The sequence below is a fragment of the Sphingomonas plantiphila genome, assembly GCF_046000505.1.
Classification (GTDB): Bacteria; Pseudomonadota; Alphaproteobacteria; order Sphingomonadales; family Sphingomonadaceae; genus Sphingomonas; species Sphingomonas plantiphila.
Genome location: NZ_JBELQC010000001.1, coordinates 1,045,099 through 1,060,409, shown reverse-complemented (window position 1 = coordinate 1,060,409; position 15,311 = coordinate 1,045,099). Strand labels below are relative to the sequence as shown.

Here is a 15,311-nt window from a genome sequence, read left to right as displayed (position 1 = left end):
GGCAAGCCTACCCCGACACGCTTAAAGTGGCGAAGCAGATTTGAAAGGAATGCGATGCGCACGGCGACCGATCGATACTCTGGCGGCGCGATCCTGCTGCACTGGCTGATCGCCGCGCTGCTGATCGGCAACATCGTGCTCGCGCTGTCGATGGAGCGGGCACCGACGCTGTTCATGATCCACAAGTCGATCGGAATTCTCGTCCTGCTGCTCACACTGATCCGGATCGGGTGGCGGCTGACGCATCCAGCGCCGGCGCTGTCCGCGGGCCTGGCCGCGTGGGAGCGGGTGACGGCGCGGGTGACGCATGTCGCCTTTTATATCGCGCTGCTCGCGATCCCGCTGCTGGGCTGGGCCGCGGCATCGACGGGTCGACGGGGGACCGGCGTATTGTTCGGCGGGATCCAGTGGTTCGACCTGCCGATCGGCAGGTCACGCGCGCTGCACGAGCTGTTCGGCGAAGTACATGAGCTTGCCGTGTACTTCACGATCGCGCTGATCGCGCTGCACATTGCCGGCGCGCTCAAGCATCACTTCATCGACCGCGACGGTGAGATGCGGCGGATGCTGCCCGGGCGCTGACGCTCAGGCAGCGTTCTGGTCGATGCCCAGTTCGCCGAGCTTGCGGTAGAGCGTCGAGCGTCCGATGCCCAGGCGGCGCGCGACTTCGGTCATGCGGCCGCGATAATGACCGATGGCAAGGCGGATCACATCGGCCTCGATCTCTTCGAGCGCGCGCAGATTGCCGTCGGGCTTGTAGAGCGTGATGCCGGCCCCTTGCGCCGCGCCGCCATGCGATGCACTTGCGCCGGCGGGCCGGCCACCGGCCAGCTGAGCGATCTGCGGGAAATCGGCGCGGGTCAGCGCGTCGCCGTCGCATAGCACCGAGGCGCGGAACAGCGCGTTCTGAAGCTGGCGCACATTGCCCGGCCAGTCATAGCTGGCGAGCAGCGCGAGCGCGTCGTCGGTGATGCCGAGCTGGCGCAGGCCGGGCTGTTCGGCGATCCGGCCGAGCAGATGCCGAGCGAGCGGAGCGATGTCGCCGCCGCGGTCGCGCAATGGCGGGATGGTCACCTGGACGACGTTGAGACGGTAATAGAGGTCTTCGCGGAAACGCCCCTCCTCGACCTCGGTCATCAGCGTCTTGTTGGTTGCCGCGATCACACGGACATCGACCTGGCTGGCATGACGCGCGCCGATCGGCTGTACCTCGCCCGACTGGAGGACACGGAGCAGCTTCACCTGCGCGTCGAGCGGCATTTCACCGATTTCGTCGAGCAGGATGGTGCCGCCATCCGCTTCCTGGAACCGGCCGATCTTGCGCTCGAACGCACCGGTGAATGCGCCCTTCTCATGTCCGAACAGCTCGGATTCGACCAGGTTGGCGGGAATCGCGCCGCAATTGACGCGCACGAGCGACTTGGTGTGGCGCGGCGAGGCGGCATGGATCGCCTCGGCCACCACTTCCTTGCCGACGCCGCTTTCGCCCTCGATCAGCACCGGCACGCGCGCCCGCGCCGCCTTTGCCGCGATGGCGAGCGCGGCGCGAAACTGCGGCGCCGATCCGACGATCTCGTCAAAGGCGAGATGGACGGACATCTTCTCGGTCAGCGGGCGGAGTTCGCCACCAACCTTCGCTCCTACCGCGCAGTCGAGCGCCGCGAGCATGCGCTCGGCGGCAAGCGGCTTGACCAGGAAATCGGTGGCGCCCGCGCGCATTGCGCTGACTGCGGCGGCGACCGACCCGTTGGCGGTGAGCAGCAGGATCGGCAGCATCGGCCGGTTCGCACGCAGCTCGGCGATCAGCGAGGCGGCGTCGAAATCGGGCGCCCAGTGATCGAGGATGATCGCGTCGAGCGCCATCCCGTCTGGGGTGCCCAGCGTGGCCAGCGCGGTTTCCGCGTCGCCGGCGAAGATCGTGCGCCAGCCACGGCGCGCGGCGATCGCGGCGATCAGCCGGCGCTGCGCCGGCTCGTCGTCGATCAGCAACAGCTGGCGCTGTCCGTTGCGCGTCATCTCAAATCCCCCAACCTGTCTCGGCTGTCCCTATTTCGGTCACCCTGCATAGGACGGTCGGGTAAAGACGGGCTTAAGCGTGACTAAAGCGCGCAAAGGCTTGAGGGGCCGGGACGCCGTGTCTAAGAGATTGGGCAAACAGCTATCAGGGGACGATGCATGGCTCAGAGCGGCGATATGAAGGCTCACAATCAGACCTATGGCGGCTTCATGCGCTTGCTGAAGATCGGCACCATCGTCAGCGCGGTGCTCGCTGCATTCGTCATCTGGCTGATCGCCTGACGTGAAGATAGCGGTTCTCAAGGAGGGGGCCGCTGGTGAGCGGCGGGTCTCCGCGACGCCCGAGACGGTCAAGAAGTTCGTCGCGCTCGGCGCCGCCGTCGCGGTCGAGCGCGGGGCCGGCGACACCGCTTCGATCGACGATGCCGCATATGAAGCTGCGGGCGCGACCACCGGCGCGCGCGGCGACGTGCTCGTCGACGCCGATATCGTGCTCGGCGTGCAGGGTCCCGATCCGGCGAGCCTGACCGGCATCAAGCCCGGTGCCTGGCTGGCGGCGGGGCTCAACCCGTTCGGCGCGCGCGACCGCGTCGATGCCTATGCCGCGCTTGGAATCGAGGCGCTGGCAATGGAGTTCATGCCGCGCATCACCCGCGCGCAGTCGATGGACATCCTCTCCTCGCAGTCGAACCTTGCCGGGTACAAGGCGGTGCTCGACGCCGCGTCCGAATATGGCCGCGTCTTCCCGATGATGATGACTGCAGCGGGCACCGTGTCCGCCGCCAAGGTGTTTGTCATGGGTGTCGGCGTCGCCGGGCTCCAGGCGATCGCCACCGCCCGCCGCCTCGGCGCGCAGGTCTCGGCGACCGACGTGCGCAGCGCGACCAAGGAGCAAATCCAGTCGCTCGGTGCCAAGCCGATCTTTGTCGAGAACGTCGCCGGGATCGAGGGCGAAGGTTCGGGCGGCTACGCCACCGAGATGAGCGACGAGTACAAGGCGGCGCAGGCCGAACTGGTCTCCGCGCACATCGCCAAGCAGGACATCGTCATCACCACCGCACTGATCCCGGGCCGCCCCGCGCCCCGCCTGATCAGCGACGCACAGATCGCGTCGATGCGGCCGGGCAGCGTCATCGTCGACCTCGCGGTCGAGGCCGGCGGAAACGTCGAAGGTGCGGTCGCTGGCGAGGTCGTCGAAAAGCATGGCGTCAAGATCGTGGGTCACCGCAACGTGACGTCGCGGCTGTCGTCGGACGCCTCGGCACTGTTCGCGCGCAACCTCTACAACTTCCTCTCGGCCTTCTGGGACAAGGAAGCGGGCAAGCCGGTGCTCGACGAAGAGATCGGCGACGCGATCCGCCTGACGCAGGGCGGCAAGGTGGTGAACGCGAGGCTGCTCTCTTGATCCTCCCCTGCAAGGGGAGGTGGCAGCGCGCAGCGCTGACGGAGGGGTGTCGCCGGTTGTTGGGTATCAGCACCTCACATGCCGGGACACCCCTCCACCACGCCTTCGGCGCGGTCCCCCTCCCCTTTCAGGGGAGGATCTGAATGCTACAAGGGGCGGTCGAAGCCAGTCGGCGCGCCAAAACCTTGCGAAAGACGATGTCGCTGCCTGAGGTGCTTTTATGGGTTGCTCTTAAAAAGCGTCCGGCCGGCTTCAAGTTTAGAAAGCAGCATCCGTCCGGACCCTATGTCGCCGATTTCTACTGCCACCAGGCACGGATGATCGTGGAAGTGGATGGTGCGACGCATGATTTCGGTGACCAGCCGCAGCGTGATGAGAGACGAGATGCCTGGTTTGTCGAGCGAGGGCTGGACGTCATGCGGATACCGGCTCGTGAATTGCTGAACGATTGCGATGCGGTCGTTCGTGGGGTTGTTGCTCGTGCCACTGAACGGTGTGCACCGGGGGAGGAATAAAATGGACTTCATCTCGATCCTGTCGATCTTCGTGCTGGCGTGTTTCGTCGGCTATTATGTCGTGTGGTCGGTGACGCCGGCGCTGCACACGCCGCTGATGGCGGTGACCAATGCGATCTCCAGCGTCATCATCGTCGGCGCGCTGATCGCGTCGGCCGCGGTGGGCAGCCCCACCGCCAAGTGGCTGGGGCTGATCGCGGTGGCACTGGCCAGCGTCAACATCTTCGGCGGGTTCGCCGTGACCGAGCGGATGCTCGCCATGTACAAGAAGAAGGGTTGAGCCGATGCACGAAGTCGCTCCGCTCAACCCCTGGGTCGCGCTCGCCTATCTGATCGCGGGTGTCTGTTTCATCGTCGCGCTGCGCGGCCTGTCCTCGCCCGCGACCAGCCGCCGCGGCAACCGCTTCGGCATGGCGGGTATGCTGATCGCGGTGGTGACGACGCTGGTCACGCACGAGATCGCATCGCTGCCCGAGATTATCGGCGCGATCGCGGTCGGCGGCATCGTCGGCTTCGTCATCGCGCGCAAGATCGCGATGACCGACATGCCGCAGCTGGTGGCGGGCTTCCACAGCCTGGTCGGCCTCGCCGCGGTGCTGGTCGGCGTCGCCGCATTCCTCAATCCCTCTGCATTCGGGATCATCTTTCCTGCAGGTTCGCCCAATGCCGGCCTGATCCTCCCGGTCAGCCGGATCGAGCTGGGCCTTGGCGTGGCGATCGGCGCGATCACCTTTTCGGGCTCGGTCATCGCCTTCCTCAAGCTCAACGGAAACATGGGCGGTGCGCCGATCCTGCTGCCGGGGCGGCATGTCATCAACTTGGGCACGCTTGCCGCGATCCTCGGCCTGATCGCCTTCTACACGGCGCAGGTCGATGCGCCGTCCTGGGTGTTCTGGGTCGTTCTCGCGCTCAGCTTCCTGATCGGCTTCCTGCTGATCATTCCGATCGGCGGCGCGGACATGCCGGTCGTCGTGTCGATGCTCAACAGCTATTCGGGCTGGGCGGCGGCGGCGATGGGTTTCACGCTCGGCAATACCGCGATGATCATCACCGGCGCGCTGGTCGGATCGTCGGGCGCGATCCTGTCCTACATCATGTGCAAGGCGATGAACCGCAGCTTCATCAGCGTGATCGCGGGCGGCTTCGGCGGCGACAGCGGCGGCGCGGGTGCCGGCGCGGCCAAGACCGACCGCCCGTGGAAGCGCGGCAGCGCCGAGGACGCCGCCTTCCTGATGAGCCAGGCCGAGCAGGTCATCATCGTTCCGGGCTACGGCATGGCGGTGGCGCAGGCGCAGCACGTGCTGCGCGAGATGGCCGACAAGCTGAAAGAGCATGGCGTCCGCGTGAAATACGCGATCCACCCCGTCGCGGGGCGGATGCCGGGGCATATGAACGTGCTGCTCGCCGAGGCACAGGTGCCGTATGACGAGGTGTTCGAGCTGGAGGACATCAATTCCGAGTTCAGCCAGACCGATGTCGCGTTCATCATCGGCGCGAACGATGTGGTGAATCCCGCTGCGAAGAGCGACAAGTCCTCGCCGATCTACGGCATGCCGGTGTTCGACGTGAACAAGGCCAAGACCGTGCTGTTCATCAAGCGCAGCATGGGCGGCGTTGGCTATGCGGGCGTCGACAACGACGTCTTCTACCAGGACAACACGATGATGCTGCTCGCCGACGCCAAGAAGATGGTCGAGGAGATCGTCAAGTCGCTCGACTGACCGGTCGCGCGCGTGCGCGCTTGTAATCGACGGGCCGACGCGACAGCATCGCCAGTCCATCTTGGGGGGAGTGGCGATGGTGAGTGTGGGAAGAATCCTGGAAGGCGCGTTCGGGCTGATCCGCGAGCGCTTCGCGGCGGTCGCGGTGTGGACCGGCATCTATCTGGTGGGGAACCTCGTCATTCTCCTGGCGACGCAGCAGGCACTGGCCGCTGCGACGGATTCGACCGTGGCGGGCGATCCCGGCGCGATCGGTGCGCTGGCGCCGGTCTATGCGCTCAACCTCGTCCTCGCGCTGGTTGGCCTTGTCCTTTACACCGCTGCCATGCGCGCGGTGCTGCGTCCCGAAGCGGGCAGGATGGCCTATCTCCGGCTGGGCATGGACGAGTTGCGCCAGTTGGCCCTGCTGATCCTGTTCGCGCTGATCGCTGTCATCTTGTGGACGATCATGGGCTTCGGGTTCGGCCTGCTGAGCGTCGGGGTCGCGGTCGGCACCCAGTCGCCCTTGTTCTCCGGTCTCGTCATGTTCGTGATGGGGCTGCTGGTGCTCGCGGTGATCGTGTTTCTCACGATCCGCTTCTCGCTTGCGTTCCCGCTCACCCTGCACCGCCGCCAATTCGTGATCGGGGAAGCCTGGACGCTCAGCCGCGGCCACTTCTGGACGCTGTTCGGCGCGGCGTTCGTGATCAGCGTGATCGGGCTCGTGCTGGTGCTGCTGGTCTCGAGCTTCGCGCTCGGCAGCTATTTCAGCGATCTGATGGCGGCCGCGGGCGATCCTGCGGCAACCGAGGTCGTCGCGCAGGCGCAGATGGAGACCGCAGGGCAATTCAGCGTGATGATGGTCGTGCAATCGATCGGCGGGGCGCTCGTTGCCGGCATCTGGGTCGCATTGAGCGGGGGCAGCATCGCGACCGCAGCGCGCCTGCTGGTCGACAATGAATTCGAGGACGCCGAAGACATATTCGGCTAGATCATTGCGTTCTTGATCCGTTCCGGAGATAATCGAACCGAAACGGATTGGAAACGGAGTCGCTTGTGCCTACGCAAGACGTCGGAACCGCGAAATCATCCGCAATGCAACCCAAAGCGGAGATTTCACATGCCTGATGCCGTCGCAGGTCCCACGTCACCGTCGTCCAGTTGTTCGCCCCTGACACCCATCCTGCTGGCCGCCGACGTGGCGCGCGCAGTGATCGTTGCGCCATCCGACCGCGCGGACCGGCATGTCGCCGCCTTGGCGGGGGGCGGCGCCAGGCTGCTCGACACGCTTCCCCCCGAAGCGCTGGCGGCAAAGCTCGACACGCTGATCGCCGCCGAGTTGATCCTGTTCGACGCGACCGGCCTGTCGGCGGACGCCGCCGCCGACGCATCCACCCGGATCGCGCAATGGTGCATGGATCGCACGTGCCGAATCGTTGCGCTGCTCGACGCCGACGCCCTCGACGCAGCCGCGGCCACGCTGATGGACGCCGGCGCCGTTTTGCTGTGCGAGCCGAACGCCGGCGACTATGCGGCGGCGCTGTCCATTGCGGTCGGCGGGACACCGGCGAGGCTGCACGATGCCACGCGCGAGCGTGAGGCGGAACGCCTGCGCCTGCTCAACGAGGAGGTTGCACGGCTCGCCGCCGTGTTGACGGAGCTCGCTGCGGAGCCCGGACGCAACGCCTTGCGCGATCCCGGACGCTCGTACCGCGCCGGCGGCGTGACGGAGCCGCACCCCGATCCCCGCATCGTCCGCGCCGCGATCCGCGCGCGGCGGCTGCGCGACCAGCATTTTTCCGCCGAATTATTCGCCGATCCCGCCTGGGACATGCTGCTCGATCTCTACGCCGCACGGCTCGAGGGGCGGCGGGTTTCGGTCTCCAGCCTGTGCATCGCCGCAGCCGTGCCGCCGACCACCGCGCTGCGCTGGATCGGCACGATGCACGAGGGCGAACTGTTCGAGCGCGAACCCGACGCGCGCGATCGACGCCGTGCCCATATCACGCTGACCGAACGCGCGGCGGACGCGATGCGCGGCTATTTCGCGGCGGTGGCGCGGATGGGGCTGGCGCCCGCCTGAAGATTTGAAGGTGGTGAGCCCTGATGGATTCGAACCATCGACCTACTGATTAAAAGTCAGTTGCTCTACCGACTGAGCTAAGGGCCCCCATGCTGGGTCAGGCGCTGCACCTAGGGACAGGCGCGCGACGGGTCAACCGGGGACCCGTGCGGCGAGCTGGCGGACGGTGCGCCCGGTGAGCGGATCGCGCCAGTCGGGAACGATGCGGACGAGCGGACGCAGCACGAAATTGCGCAGCCGGAACTGCGGGTGGGGGATGGTGAGCCCCGGGCTGCTCCATGCCCCTCCCGACCACAGCACCAGGTCGAGATCGATCACCCGCGCGTCCCAGCGCCGACCGCGCCGCCGCCCGAAATCGTGCTCGATCCGCTTGAGCCGCGCGAGCAGTTGCGGCGGGCTCTCCGCGCTCTCAATCAGCACCGCCGCATTGGCGAAGCGGCGGCGCGAGGGGCCAAGCGGCAGCGTCTCGATCACCGGCGAACTGGCAAGCATCCCCCCGATCGCGCCGATCGCCGCGGCAATCTCGTCGCGCGGCGACCCGTGCCGTCCCCGCCGGTTCGATCCCAGCGCGACGACATAGCGAAAGGGCGGGGTTGAGGCGGCCATCCGCCGGGCCTAACGCTGCGCCATGATCCCGCCAAGCCCGTTGCCCGAGACCGAGCCGCCGCACGACTGCCCGCGCTGCCCGCGCCTCGTCGCGCTGCGCGAGGGGCTGCGCGCCGAATATCCCGACTGGTGGAATGCGCCGGTCCCCGCGTTCGGCGATACCGACGCATGGCTCGGCATCATCGGCCTGGCGCCCGGCAAGCACGGTGCGAACCGCACCGGGCGACCCTTTACCGGCGACTATGCCGGCGACCTGATGTTCGCGACGCTGGCGAAGTTCGGCTTCACCAGCGGCACCTATGCCAACCGCGCCGATGACGGATTCGCGCTTCGCGGCGCGATCATCGTCAACTCGGTCAAATGCCTGCCGCCCGAGAACAAGCCGACCCCCGAAGAGGTCCGCACCTGCCGCCCCTTCGCCGAGGCACAAGTCGACCGCCTGCCCAATGCGCGCATCTTCGTAGCGCTGGGCCAGATCGCGCACCAGAGCGCGGTCAAGATTCTGGGCGGCAAGCTCCCCAAATGCCGCTTCGGCCATCTCGCCGAGCATCGCATGCCCGACGGCCGCATGCTGATCGATAGCTATCACTGCTCACGCTACAACCAGAACACCGGGCGGCTGACGGCGGAGATGTTCGAGGCGGTGTTCGCGCGGGCACTGGAGCTGCGCGGCACGCATTAGCCAGTTGTTGCGCTAATAAGCACATGTCGGCACATGTTTGAGCCATGAGCCATCGCGCGCATCCTTATGGAGAACATGCCGTTCGGCAGAAGTGCGAACTGAAATGGAGCTTCGGCGCACCGCTGCCGACGGTGATGCAGTGGGAGTCTGGCACCCGCATCTTCTTTTATTTGCGGGGGGATCGTGATGAGGTTGGCTCAATTTCCTTCGAGCAGTGCGTCGCGACCCGGTTCGGTCCGCCTGGCGAAGACTGGCATTACCTGGATGGCCTAGGTTAGGAACCCAACACCTTCCTCCGCGTGGTCAATTCGAATTGGCTGAGGCGTGAATTCGGCGCCAATTCCCGCCTCTCTCACTATATTCTTCCGTTTCACGACACCACGTTCGAGTGTCTTGCGCTTTCATTCCGAGAATCCCGATACAACGGCACCACTTTGACGCAGTGTGCGCGATGTGGGATCGGTAAGACAGCCGGAATATCGGTCTTGGCGCGCGTCTTTACCCCGCCTCGGCAACCCACTTCGCCGCCGTCTCGCCGTCCCAGTCCATGTCACCCGACACGCGCCACACTTCCCTGCCCTGCGCATCGTACAGGATCGTCGTCGGCAGGTTGACGCCATAGCCGGTCGAGAATTGCACATCGGGATCGAGATAGGGCTGGAGAGCGGCGAACTTCGCCTTGGCGAAGAACGGCGTCACCTTCTCCGCCCCTTCGAGATCCTGGCTGACCACCAGCACCTGCAACTTCTCCCCCTCGCGCACCGCCAGCCGGTCGAGCGTCGGCATTTCGCGCACGCACGGCGCACACCAGGTGGCCCAGAGATTGAGCAACAGCGGCTTGCCGCGGAACGCCGCCAGCGTCACCGGCTTGCCCGCCGGGTCGAGGAAGGCGAAGTCGGGCGCTGCCTCGCCCTTATGGGTGCGATCGAGCGTGCCGATGCGTTCGGGCGCGTCGGAAGCCTCGTCCGCCCCAGCCGCGCTATCGGCGGCGACAGTTGCGGTTGCTTGCGGCTCGGGCGCCTTGGGCTTATCGCAGCCCGCAATTCCAAGGCCCGTTATGAGGAGAAGCGCGATCATCGAGCGCAAGATGAGCTCCAATTCCATGTGGGGCGGGCGCTTTTCCGAAGGCCCGTCGTCGGTGATGCGTGAGATTAACGCATCGATCCCGTTCGACAAGCGAATGTGGGCGCAGGATATCGCAGGATCGAAGGCGCACGTCGCGATGCTGGGCCGGCAGGGCATCGTGTCGGCGGACGACGCGGCGACGATCTCCGAGGGGCTCGACGCGGTCGCGGCCGATTACGAACGCGACGGGGTGCCCGAGGATCTCGCGCTCGAAGATATCCATATGCTCACCGAATCACGGCTGGCCGAGAAAATCGGTGCGGTCGCGGGGCGGCTGCACACCGCGCGCAGCCGCAACGACCAGGTCGCGACCGATTTCCGCCTGTGGGTGCGCGACGCGACCGACCAGGTGCTGGCCGCGCTCGACGCGTTGCAGGGCGCGCTGCTTGATCGGGCGGAGGAACATGCCGACAGCGTGATGCCGGGCTTTACCCATCTGCAGAGCGCGCAGCCGGTGACGCTGGGGCATCACCTGATGGCCTATGTCGAGATGATCGCGCGCGACATCAGCCGCTTCACCGATAATCGCGCGCGCGGCAATCTCTGCCCGCTGGGGTCCGCGGCACTGGCGGGAACAGGGTTTCCGCTCGACCGCGAGATGACGGCAAATGCGCTGGGATTCGACGCGCCGACGCGCAACTCGCTCGATGCCGTGAGCGATCGCGACTTCGCGCTCGATTACCTGATGGCGGCGGCGCAATGCAGCCTGCACCTCAGCCGCCTGGCGGAGGAATTCGTGATCTGGGCCAGCCAGCCGTTCGGCTTCGTCAAGCTCAGCGACCAATGGTCGACCGGCAGCTCGATCATGCCGCAGAAGCGCAACCCCGATGCGGCCGAGCTGGTGCGCGGGCACGCCGGACGCATCGTCGGCTGCCTGACCGCGCTGATGATCACGATGAAGGGGCTGCCGCTCGCCTATTCGAAGGACATGCAGGACGACAAGCCGCCGGTGTTCGAGGCGCATGACCTGCTGGCGCTGTCGATCGCGGCGATGACGGGCATGGTCGAAAGCGCGGCGTTCCGCACCGATCGCATGCGCGCCCTTGCCGAAAGCGGCTTCTCGACCGCGACCGACCTCGCCGACTGGCTCGTGCGCGAAGGCGGCATCCCGTTCCGCGAGGCGCACCACATCACCGGCCGCGCGGTCGCGGCAGCAGAGGCGAAGGGCGTGCGGCTCGACCAGCTCGACCTAGTCGAGCTTCAGGCGATCGACAGCCGTATCGACGACCGCGTTTTCGGCGTATTGAGCGTCGACGCTTCGGTGGCAAGCCGGACCAGCTTCGGCGGCACCGCGCCGATCCGGGTGCGCGCGGCGATCGCCGCGGCGCGCGCGGCAAGAGGAGAATGAGCATGCGGATCGTGATCCTGATCCTGGCGGCAGCGACGCTGACCGCCTGCGGCAACCGCGGCGAGCTCAAACCCGAGGCGGGGAGCAGCCTGCCGCCCCCGCCCTATGGCGCGGTGGCGACGCCCACGCCGGCAGAGCTGATGACCCCGCCGCCCCAGACCCGCCCGACGCGAAGCGACGAAGTGCTGCGCAGCTCCGAGGAGCGCCGCAGCGACGAGTTCGAGCTTCCGCCCCAAAGCTGAATTCACACGAAAGCCATCATGGATCATTTCAACCGCAGGAACGGCGTGCTGCACGCCGAGGACGTTTCGATCGCCGCAATTGCGCAGGCCGTCGGCACACCCTTCTACGTCTATTCGACCGCTACGCTCGAACGTCACGCCCAGGTCCTGAAAGCCGCGCTTGCCGACCTGCCGCGCGTGCACATCGCCTTTGCGATCAAGGCCAATCCGAATCTCGCCGTTCTCGGCGTGCTCGCCAGGCAGGGCTATGGCGCCGATGTCGTGTCGGGCGGCGAGCTCAAGCGCGCGCTGGCCGCAGGCATGAAGCCCGAGGACATCGTGTTTTCCGGCGTCGGCAAGACCCGCGCCGAACTTCAGCTGGGGCTGGACGAAGGCATCGGCCAGTTCAACCTGGAGCTGGAGGAGGAAGGCGAGGTGCTCGCCGATCTCGCGCATGCGCAGGGCAAGTCGGCCCCCGCAGTGCTGCGCGTCAATCCCGATGTCGATGCCGGCACCCATGCCAAGATCTCGACCGGCAAGGCGGAGAACAAGTTCGGGGTCGCGATCGACCGCGCGCCCGCGATTTTCGACCGCCTGGCGCAGCGCCCGGGCATGAACCTGCGCGGCGTGGCGATTCATATCGGCAGCCAGCTCAAGACGCTCGCCCCGCTCGAGGCGGCATATACGCGCGTCGGCGAGCTGGTGGCGCAGCTGCGTGCGGCCGGGCACACCATCACCCATGTCGACCTCGGCGGTGGACTCGGCGTTCCCTATGAGCCGGACGACCAGGTTTCGAGCGCGGAGGATTTCGGTGCGATGGTCAAGCGGGTGACCGCAGACTGGGACGTGACGCTGATGTTCGAGCCGGGCCGATTCATCTGCGGCAACGCCGGGGTGCTGGTGACCGAAGTGATCTGGGTCAAGCCGGCGGCAGGCCACCCCTATGTCATCGTCGACGCGGCGATGAACGACCTTGCCCGCCCCGCGCTCTACGACGCCTATCATGCGTTCGAGGCGGTCGAACCCACCGGCGAAAAGTTCGTCGCCAATATCGCGGGCCCCGTCTGCGAGACCGGCGACACCTTCGCGATGGGGCGCGAGATCGATGTGGTGAAGTCCGGCGATCTCGGCGTGTTCCGCACCGCCGGCGCCTATGGCGCGACCATGGCGTCGACCTACAACAGCCGCGCGCTGGTGCCCGAGGTGCTGGTGTCGGGCGACAGGTTCGCGGTGGTCGCCGACCGCATCCAGCCCGAAACGATCATGGGGGCCGAACGCGTCCCCGAGTGGGTGCGGTGAAACGCTCCGGCCTGCCCGTCTTCCTGCGGCTGGACGGGCGGCCGGTGATTCTGGTCGGCGACGGCGCGATGGCGGAGGCCAAGCGCCGTCTGCTCGAACGCGCCGGTGCGGTGATCGTCGGCGAAGCGGACAACGCGTCGATCGCGCTGGTCGCGTGCGAAGATCCCGAACCGGTGGTCGCGCGGCTCAGGGAGCGCGGGTTGCTGCTCAACGTCGCCGACCGGCCCGATCTGTGCGACTTCACCCTCCCCGCGATCGTCGAGCGCGATCCGGTGACGATCGCGATCGGCACCGGCGGCGCATCGGCGGGGCTTGCGGCGGCGCTGCGCCAGCGGATCGAACCGCTGATCCCCGCGCGCCTCGGGGCCCTCGCCGACGTACTGGCCGGGGCACGGGATGCGATGCGCACGCGCTGGCCCGATGGCGGGGATCGACGGCGCGCACTGGGCGCGGCGCTGGCCGGGCCGCTCGATCCGCTGCAGGAACAGGATGACGACGCGGTCGCGCGCTGGATCGCCGATCCCCAGGCGCCCAACGACCGGGTGGAGACGATCAGGCTCACCTCGACCGACCCAGACGACCTGACGCTGCGCGCCGCACGCTTGCTCGCGCAGGCCGACCGGGTGAGCCATCGCGCCGACGTCCCCGCCGCGATCCTCGACCGCGCGCGGGCCGATGCCGATCGCATGATGTGCGAAACCCCGCCGACGGGCTTGCCCGGGCTCACCGTCGATGTTTCAACCGTCCGATGAGTGGCTTTGCCTATCAGGTCGCCGAGGGCGGTGCCCATGCCCTCGATCCGCATGACGCGATCGGTGCGCGCGGCGGGTTCCTCTGGATACACCTCACTTCGCGCAACGAGGAGGTGCAGGATTGGCTGCGCGATGTCGCGGGGCTGGATCATTTCACCATCGACGCGCTGACCGCACTCGAAACGCGACCGCGCTGCGACCAGATCGACGGCGCGGCGGTGCTGAACCTGCGCGGCATGACGCATGCGGCGATGGCGAGCAGCGATCCGCTCGCATCGATCCGGCTGCGTGCCGACGGGGCGCGGGTGATTTCGGTGACGCGCTTGCCGCTCGACGCGCTCGATGCGGCGCGCGCGGCGATCGAGGGCGGGCAGATCAGCGACGCGGGCGACCTGATCGCGACGCTCGCTGGAGCGATCACCGAGCAGCTCGATCCCGAAGTCGCGCAGCTCGGCGATTCGCTCGACGATTGCGAGGAACAGCTCGATCCGCGCGCCGCGTTCGATCTGCGCCGCAACGTCAACCGCGTGCGGCGCCAGGCGATCGGCTATCGGCGCTTTCTATACCCCCAGCGCGTGGCGCTGGAAAAGCTCGCGGGGCTGCCGGTGGCGTGGCTCAGCGACGAAGACCGGCTGCACATCAGCGCCGCAGCTGACCGCGCGGCGCGGATGGCGGAGGAACTGGAGAGCATTCGCGAGCGCTCGGCACTGATCCACGAGACGCTGACCGATCTGCGCGCGGAGATCATCGACCAGCGGTCGCTGCTGATCGCGGTGGTGGCGATGGTGTTCCTTCCGCTGACCTTCATCACGGGACTGTTCGGGATGAATGTCGACGGCATCCCCTTCGCGCATCATGCCGGTTCGTTCTGGGCGGTCACCGGGTTCAGTCTGGCGCTCGCCGCGGGCGTCGGGCTGTGGTTCTTCAGGCGCCACTGGTTCCGCTGAGCGCCGCGACCTGCGCGTTGAGCGTCTGGATCGAACTGGCGAGCCGCGCGCGATCGGCAAGGGTGAGGGCGAGTTCGCTGCGCACTTCGCCCAGTTCTATCGCACGCGCGGCGATCCGGGCGTCGAGCGCGGCAACGGTTCGCTTCAATTCGGCAATGCGCCCGGCACGCCCGAGGGTGCGCTCGATCCGCGCGCCCAGCATGTCGAAATCGAACGGCTTGGCGACATGGTCGTCCGCCCCGACTGCCAGCGCATCGACCGCGCCACGCGGATCGCTGAGTGCGGTCATCATGATGACGGGGAGATCGGCGGTATCCGGCGCAGTGCGGATCTCCGCCAGCACGTCGAGCCCGCTCAGGTCGGGCATGACCATGTCCAGCAGGACTAGGTCGAAGCCACGCCCGGCGATCAGGTCCAGTGCCTCGCGCCCGGTGTCGGCGAGCACGACCATATACCCCATCGCGCCCAGCCGCGTTCCGATGACGTGCAGATTGGTGCGGCTGTCGTCGACGACCAGGATGGTGGCCGTGCCGCGCCCACGCGGTTCGGCGGAGTGAGGAATCCGGTTGCCCATGAGCTCAGCCTAAACGGCTGGCGTCACGATCAGGTTAA

Annotated in this window: 19 protein-coding genes and 1 tRNA gene; 15 read left to right on the top strand and 5 right to left on the bottom strand. The window is 67.0% G+C overall.

The genetic code is table 11. The annotated features are described in order from the left end of the window. Positions 1-54: 54 nt before the first annotated feature. Entirely contained in the window at positions 55-582 is a 528-nt protein-coding gene (locus ABS767_RS05155) for a cytochrome b (protein WP_408077283.1), read from the top strand. A gap of 3 nt (positions 583-585) precedes the next feature. Here the strand turns inward: ABS767_RS05155 and ABS767_RS05150 are convergent, their stop codons facing one another. Further along, on the bottom strand, positions 586-2,016 hold the full coding sequence (locus ABS767_RS05150) for a sigma-54-dependent transcriptional regulator (protein ID WP_408077282.1): 1,431 nt from the start codon (positions 2,014-2,016) through the stop codon (positions 586-588). A gap of 159 nt (positions 2,017-2,175) precedes the next feature. Between ABS767_RS05150 and ABS767_RS05145 the strand changes: the two genes are divergently transcribed. The 7 genes from ABS767_RS05145 (at position 2,176) to ABS767_RS05115 (ending at position 7,719) form a co-directional block, all read left to right on the top strand. Next, complete coding sequence (locus ABS767_RS05145; RefSeq protein WP_408077281.1) at positions 2,176-2,298, top strand: aa3-type cytochrome c oxidase subunit IV; 123 nt, start codon at positions 2,176-2,178, stop codon at positions 2,296-2,298. A gap of 1 nt (position 2,299) precedes the next feature. Next, a complete protein-coding gene (locus ABS767_RS05140) occupies positions 2,300-3,421 on the top strand; it encodes an NAD(P) transhydrogenase subunit alpha (RefSeq protein WP_408077280.1) in 1,122 nt (373 codons plus the stop codon). Between the two features lie 143 nt (positions 3,422-3,564). Next, the gene (locus ABS767_RS05135; protein WP_408077279.1) at positions 3,565-3,936 is read left to right on the top strand and encodes an endonuclease domain-containing protein; all 372 of its coding nucleotides are present in this window, start codon (positions 3,565-3,567) and stop codon (positions 3,934-3,936) included. 1 nt (position 3,937) lies between these two features. Further along, positions 3,938-4,216, top strand: coding sequence for an NAD(P) transhydrogenase subunit alpha (locus tag ABS767_RS05130; RefSeq protein WP_408077278.1), 279 nt, complete (start codon positions 3,938-3,940; stop codon positions 4,214-4,216). A 4-nt stretch (positions 4,217-4,220) separates the two neighbouring features. After that, positions 4,221-5,657: an NAD(P)(+) transhydrogenase (Re/Si-specific) subunit beta gene (locus tag ABS767_RS05125; RefSeq protein WP_408077277.1), complete on the top strand. Its 1,437-nt coding sequence runs from the start codon at positions 4,221-4,223 to the stop codon at positions 5,655-5,657. 85 nt (positions 5,658-5,742) lie between these two features. Then, a complete protein-coding gene (locus tag ABS767_RS05120) occupies positions 5,743-6,627 on the top strand; it encodes a hypothetical protein (RefSeq protein ID WP_408077276.1) in 885 nt (294 codons plus the stop codon). A gap of 129 nt (positions 6,628-6,756) precedes the next feature. Continuing rightward, a complete protein-coding gene (locus ABS767_RS05115; protein WP_408077275.1) occupies positions 6,757-7,719 on the top strand; it encodes a hypothetical protein in 963 nt (320 codons plus the stop codon). Positions 7,720-7,730: 11 nt separating this feature from the next. On the opposite strand, the gene ABS767_RS05110 is transcribed toward ABS767_RS05115, so the two are convergent. Both ABS767_RS05110 and folK read right to left on the bottom strand, forming a co-directional pair. Next, positions 7,731-7,806: transfer RNA gene (locus ABS767_RS05110), tRNA-Lys, on the bottom strand. A 45-nt stretch (positions 7,807-7,851) separates the two neighbouring features. Continuing rightward, a complete protein-coding gene (gene folK, locus ABS767_RS05105) occupies positions 7,852-8,325 on the bottom strand; it encodes a 2-amino-4-hydroxy-6-hydroxymethyldihydropteridine diphosphokinase (RefSeq protein ID WP_408077274.1) in 474 nt (157 codons plus the stop codon). A 22-nt stretch (positions 8,326-8,347) separates the two neighbouring features. Between folK and ABS767_RS05100 the strand changes: the two genes are divergently transcribed. Together ABS767_RS05100 and ABS767_RS05095 are read left to right on the top strand one after the other, a co-directional pair. Further along, positions 8,348-9,007: a uracil-DNA glycosylase gene (locus ABS767_RS05100; RefSeq protein ID WP_408077273.1), complete on the top strand. Its 660-nt coding sequence runs from the start codon at positions 8,348-8,350 to the stop codon at positions 9,005-9,007. Between the two features lie 44 nt (positions 9,008-9,051). Continuing rightward, positions 9,052-9,285: a hypothetical protein gene (locus ABS767_RS05095; protein WP_408077272.1), complete on the top strand. Its 234-nt coding sequence runs from the start codon at positions 9,052-9,054 to the stop codon at positions 9,283-9,285. Between the two features lie 220 nt (positions 9,286-9,505). On the opposite strand, the gene ABS767_RS05090 is transcribed toward ABS767_RS05095, so the two are convergent. Further along, positions 9,506-10,084, bottom strand: a complete 579-nt coding sequence (locus ABS767_RS05090) for a TlpA family protein disulfide reductase (RefSeq protein WP_408077271.1) — start codon at positions 10,082-10,084, stop codon at positions 9,506-9,508. 25 nt (positions 10,085-10,109) lie between these two features. On the opposite strand from ABS767_RS05090, the gene argH reads away from it, so the two are divergent. From argH to ABS767_RS05065, 5 genes are read left to right on the top strand one after another with little or no spacing between them, the layout of a single operon-like run. After that, the gene (gene argH / locus ABS767_RS05085; protein ID WP_408078654.1) at positions 10,110-11,480 is read left to right on the top strand and encodes an argininosuccinate lyase; all 1,371 of its coding nucleotides are present in this window, start codon (positions 10,110-10,112) and stop codon (positions 11,478-11,480) included. Positions 11,481-11,482: 2 nt separating this feature from the next. Continuing rightward, positions 11,483-11,722 (top strand): hypothetical protein, encoded by a 240-nt coding sequence (locus ABS767_RS05080; RefSeq protein ID WP_408077270.1) that lies wholly within the window; start codon positions 11,483-11,485, stop codon positions 11,720-11,722. An 18-nt stretch (positions 11,723-11,740) separates the two neighbouring features. Next, positions 11,741-13,000: a diaminopimelate decarboxylase gene (gene lysA / locus ABS767_RS05075; RefSeq protein ID WP_408077269.1), complete on the top strand. Its 1,260-nt coding sequence runs from the start codon at positions 11,741-11,743 to the stop codon at positions 12,998-13,000. Continuing rightward, positions 12,997-13,752, top strand: coding sequence for a precorrin-2 dehydrogenase/sirohydrochlorin ferrochelatase family protein (locus ABS767_RS05070; protein ID WP_408077268.1), 756 nt, complete (start codon positions 12,997-12,999; stop codon positions 13,750-13,752). Before lysA ends, ABS767_RS05070 begins: the two co-directional genes overlap by 4 nt. Beyond that, positions 13,749-14,699: a CorA family divalent cation transporter gene (locus ABS767_RS05065; protein WP_408077267.1), complete on the top strand. Its 951-nt coding sequence runs from the start codon at positions 13,749-13,751 to the stop codon at positions 14,697-14,699. The genes ABS767_RS05070 and ABS767_RS05065 overlap by 4 nt, the downstream gene beginning before the upstream one ends. Here ABS767_RS05065 and ABS767_RS05060 read toward each other — a convergent pair. After that, positions 14,677-15,273, bottom strand: a complete 597-nt coding sequence (locus tag ABS767_RS05060; protein ID WP_408077266.1) for a response regulator — start codon at positions 15,271-15,273, stop codon at positions 14,677-14,679. The two genes, ABS767_RS05065 and ABS767_RS05060, sit on opposite strands and share 23 nt — an antisense overlap. Positions 15,274-15,311 lie beyond the last annotated feature (38 nt).